Origin of the sequence: Nocardia sp. CY15, from assembly GCF_009829295.1 — a bacterium.
Taxonomy (GTDB): domain Bacteria; phylum Actinomycetota; class Actinomycetes; order Mycobacteriales; family Mycobacteriaceae; genus Nocardia; species Nocardia sputi.
The window spans coordinates 1-4708 of sequence record NZ_VUOT01000075.1; the positions used below are offsets into that span (position 1 = coordinate 1).

The 4708-nt window shown below is 64.2% G+C and carries 3 protein-coding genes and 1 CRISPR repeat array; all 3 genes read right to left on the reverse strand.

Features of this window, described 5'->3' with window-relative positions; genetic code table 11:
* The first annotated feature begins 136 nt into the window (after positions 1–136).
* Positions 137–754: direct repeats of the CRISPR family, unit length 37 nt; unit sequence GTTGCGATCCTCGGCCGCCCGTGAGGGCGACCGCCAC.
* 171 nt (positions 755–925) lie between these two features.
* The 3 genes from cas7c to cas5c are packed head-to-tail and all read right to left on the reverse strand — an operon-like array spanning position 926 to position 4342.
* Positions 926–1795 carry a type I-C CRISPR-associated protein Cas7/Csd2 gene (cas7c, locus tag GVY39_RS33525; protein WP_159930977.1) on the reverse strand — a complete coding sequence of 290 codons (870 nt, stop codon included), beginning with the start codon at positions 1793–1795 and terminating at the stop codon, positions 926–928.
* A gap of 26 nt (positions 1796–1821) precedes the next feature.
* Positions 1822–3636 carry a type I-C CRISPR-associated protein Cas8c/Csd1 gene (gene cas8c / locus GVY39_RS33530; RefSeq protein WP_159930976.1) on the reverse strand — a complete coding sequence of 605 codons (1815 nt, stop codon included), beginning with the start codon at positions 3634–3636 and terminating at the stop codon, positions 1822–1824.
* Positions 3626–4342: a type I-C CRISPR-associated protein Cas5c gene (gene cas5c, locus GVY39_RS33535; RefSeq protein WP_159930975.1), complete on the reverse strand. Its 717-nt coding sequence runs from the start codon at positions 4340–4342 to the stop codon at positions 3626–3628. The genes cas8c and cas5c overlap by 11 nt, the downstream gene beginning before the upstream one ends.
* Positions 4343–4708: the final 366 nt, after the last annotated feature.

Sequence of the window (4708 nt, forward strand, 5' to 3'; positions counted from 1 at the left end):
CATCCCCTCCGAGCGATGCAACCGGCGGATCTCCGCCCAGTCCTCCACGTTCAGCACCTCATGATCGTTCACGGGTGGGTCAACATTCACCCGGAACCAGAGGGTCAGTATTCAGCCGGACGCGACAGTCGCCGACGTTGCGATCCTCGATCACCCGTGAGAGCGACCGCCACGCATCGAAGGGTGCGCGTTGTCCATTTCATCGAAGTGGTTGCGATCCACGGTCACCCGTAAGGTTGACCGCCACGTGTTCAGCGGCGGAAACATGACCCGACGGCAGATGTTGCGATCCTCGGCCGCCCGTGAGGACGACCGCCACACCACGTTCCCGCAGATCTGACCCGGCCCGGTCGGGTTGCGATCCTCGGCCGCCTATGAGGGCGACCGCCACACGCTGCGCACCAGCACCGCGCGGTGCCCGGAAATGTTGCGATCCTCGGCCGCCTGTGAGGGCGACCGCCACCCCTGGCGATCTCGGAGGTGGGGCCATGGGAGCCGTAGTTGCGATCCTCGGCCGCCGGTGAGGGCGACCGCCACGTCGTTGATGCGGTCCAGCAAGTCCAGGTGGGGCTCGTTGCGATCCTCGGCCGCCCGTGAGGGCGACCGCCACCTCGTCAGCTGGCTGAGCACGTCCTCGGTGGTGGTGTTGCGATCCTCGGCCGCCCGTGAGGGCGACCGCCACGAGATGGTCGCCCGCGAGGAGCTCGACCAGTCGGTGTTGCGATCCTCGGCCGCCCGTGAGGGCGACCGCCACGGTGCGCGAACTGGGCGAACGTCGACCGGGCCCCGCGACGGAGTCTGTTTGGGGCGCCTCGGTTTCCATAACTGCTGTTCGTCAGTTCGGAACCTCCTTGGGAATCCGTGTGCACTGGGGGTTCTTAAGTGTGGGAACGCCTGCGGTGTGTTCATCGGCGGGTAGCCAGGGCTATCTGACGATTCTGGTGAGTGTGACGCCGTCGGGGATGGCGGCTTCGTCGATGGTGATGGTGTAGTCGGTAAAGTTGCGGATGGGGGTTGTCGGGGTTTGGCGGGTGTCGGGGGTGATGTGGACGGTGTCGGTGAGGGTGTGGGCGGGTGCGGTTCCGTAGGCGTCGTGGTGGGTGAAGATGTAGAGGCCACGCAGGGCCATTTCGCCTCGGGTGGAGGCGCGGTCATGTTCGAACATCAGGGTCATGCAGCGCCAGAGCAGGGCGAGGTCGTCGGTGGTGACACCGGTGCGGGTGGCCAGGGGGGCGCTGAAGTGTCCGATGCCACGGTAGAGGCCGTAGGGAACGGTGTGTTTGCTGCCCATTTCGGTTTGTTTGGTGTCGTCTTCTTTGGTGCGGGTGACGCGGGTAATGCCGTGTTCTTGGGCGAGGACGGGATGGATGCTGCGAGAGAAGGTCAGCTGCAGCGGTCCCTGGACACGACCCGCGGTTTTCGTGCCGGTGGTCATGACGGCTCCGAACATGCGGACGTCGTAGAAGTTTTCACACATCCAGCGCTTCGCGACCGGTTCGGAGGGTTTGTCGCCGGGCAGGTCGAGTTCTTTGTAGGCTCGTTCGTGTTGGGAGTTGAGTGATACTCCGGCTTCGACGTAGATGGCGTTGCCGGGTTTGCCTTCGCCGAGCAGACCGACCATATTGCGGATTTTGCGTTTGATCGCGACGTCGGTGACCAGACCTTGCATGGTTTCGGGGTCGGTTCGGGGGATACCGCCACCGTCGGGGTCGCCGTTGGGGTTGCCGTCGGTGACGTCGAACAGGAACACGAAGTCGTGTTTACGGGTGGGGTCCAGATGCGGGGACGTGGTCATGATCGAAAGCTCCTTGTCGGTCTCTCTCAGGCGGTGAGTTCGGCGGCGGTTTCTTCCGCGGCTATGTCTTCGACGGTTGTTATGTTCTCGACGGCAGCGTTTTTGGCGTCTTTCGCTGCTTTGGCGGCGCGGGCAGCGGTCATGTCGGCGGCTCGTTGGTGGTCGTAGCCGAGGATGAACCGGATCTGGGCTGTGGTGTCGAGGTGTGCGGGCAGCGCGGTTTCGTAACCGAGTAGCTCGGAGATCTTGGCCAGACGGGTGTCGAGGGCCCGCCCGGCGGGGCGGGTGGCTTCTTTGCCGATGAGTTTTTTGAGGTGGCCGTTGGCGTTGAGACGCAGCATCCGCATGGTGGCGGCCGGCTGGCTCATGGCAAGCCCGAAGTAGCGGTCGCGGATGGTCGCATTGATGTCGGGGATCGCTCGCCGTTGGACGGATTCGAGGACGGCGAACATCCGGCCCCACACGTAGGCGGGGTCGGTGGCGGTTTCGTCGAGTCCTGGCATGACTTTCTCTTTCAGGTATGGGGGGCGGTTGAGGGCCAGGCGCAGCATCGCGACGCGGGGCAGGTCGACGTGGTGGTCGTTGCGGATGCGATGCAACAGCCTCACAACCAGGTGCGGTGGTGGTGAACCGCCGTGTAGCGCGCAGCGCAGCAGGTCTCGTTCGATGCCGCGGGCCGCGCTGCCGACGACGTAGGAGCCACGGCGTTTGTCCCAGCGACCGGTGGCCTGGACCATCCGCTTCAGCCCGACTTCGTGAACGCCATCTGCCCAGAGCTGTGTGGTGCCGTGGTCGTCGAACCAATCCCGGAAGCGTTTCTTGATTTCCAGAACCGGGACATCGATCCAGTCCCGCACTACGACGCGGCTTTGATTCGCCGACAGAGTGATGGCGTAGAAGTCGGTGCCCTCGACGACGGTGCCCGACTCCCCTTTCCACACTTCCCGGCGCAGTGCCGCGACCTGCCCAGGGTGGGGTGCGTCGATGATACGGACGTCGAATTCGATGGCGGGGTCGCGCAGCCACCAGGTCAGCACGGTGTCCTCGCCGCGGCGGTGACGCTGTGGGTCCGACAGCAGACTGTTCAGCGCAGCCATGGCCTGGCCTCCGCAGTCCTCGCACAGCGGGGTGTTGGCCAGCTGTAAGGTTCCCATCCGCCCTTGGGCGGAGGTGTTGACCGACACCAGCGCCGCGTCCCTGCCGCGTTTGGGCCGCCCCGACGCGTCGACACCCACAGGGATCAGGCTGCCTTTGACCATCTCCGGAACCGTCTTCAACAGCGGCCCTAGGTTCATACACGACAAGCAGAACCCCTCGCCGCCAGAGCTCTTGCGGATTCGTGCCACTGCTGCCCACAACTTGGTCGCCGACTCCCGCAGGTGCACCAGCTCACCCGCGACGAGGAACATGACCAGATCCGACGACTTGGCCTCCCGCAGCCTCAAATCGGCCAGAACATCGAGATACCTTCCACCAGTGAAGAATTCACACAACTTCTGCGCGACGGTGTCACCGCTGGACTCCTGGTACTCCCGTAGCATGGCGAGGTAGGCGTCGTGACGCCGGCCGGAGTCGCAGCGGGCCTTGTCATCGTCCTTCTTGGCGAGAGCGAAGGCGTATTCGAGGGTGTCGACCAGCAGCATCGCCGCGATACCGCTGGTGCGTGTCAGATACGGTGTCGCCAAAGGTGATCCGGCCTTGTGCTCGGCGTCGGCGCGGTCGATCAGACTCGGATTCCCGGCATCATCGAGCACGACCGACCACCGCACCGTCCTGATCCGGTAGTAGCGGGGCACGCTGTCATCGGTGGTGCGGCTTTTGACGAGTCGGTCAATCAGCATCGGTTCGCCTCCCGCGTTTGGCCGGACCGGCCGAGGGAAGTCGGGTGCCGTTGGGCGGGACGCGCAGGACCCCGTTGGTCAGCTTGGCGGGAAACCAACTGTAGGTTTCGCCTCCGTGCTCGTCGTAGTGGATGCTGTGCAGCATTATCCCGAGTTCTTTGTCCTTGTCGCGGCAGTCCGAAATGGGTTCGGCTGCGGTAGCTTTGCCGAAGCGGGCCGAGAATTCGCGGGTACCGAGGTACGGCTGGGAGTAGCAAGCGCCCTTGTCGACGCGGCGGCGGAACTGCTCCCGGTAGGCCACCTCTGTCGCTGTGGCGTGTGGCCGGAGCTTGATCTGTGCGTGGATGCGGTAGGCGACATCGCGCAGTCCGACGGTGTTGCGTTGATCGCGGTCGTCCTCGACGTCGTAGTGCAGGCCGGCATCGGCCATCGCGCGACGGACCCAATCATCGGAAACAGTCGATTTGACCTCGTTGCGGCGGATGGAGAACCAGCGGATCGGTTTGAGGACCTCTATCTTGACGATGATGTAGTCGAATTCAGGTTTCCAGAAGATGGCGTCCAGGATTCCCCGGGCGGCCGACGGGGTCATTACTTCGTAGCTGAAGCGTTCGGATTTCATCTCCGGGCGGGTGAAGCAGGCGTACTCGCCACTGACCTCGACTACGAGCGGGGGGTTCGGATAGCGCGGATGGGTGTTGTTCACCAGACGTAGTCCTCCGGGTTGGGGTAGCTGAATTCGATTCCGCGGGCGCCGTACTCGCCGCACCACTCATACAGGCGGCCGCTGCCGGGTCTTGCCGGGTCGCCGACCAGTACCGTGGCCAGGCCCTCGGCCGCGGCTCGCGCAGCTAGTTGTTGTGGGGCATGACGTTGGTGACGCGGTGGCAGAGGTGGTGAGCTGAGGGGCGGTTCTTTCGGCGGCAGGATGTGAAGCGCCAACTACCACGTCCGCCGTAAGCCGAAAGAACCGCCGTGAATCTCCTATGTCAAGCTGCGGCCTCGTGGCAAGTGGTGTGGGGCTTGGTTTGCTGGAGCCGGTGGTAGACGACGTCGGCGAGATGACGTTTGA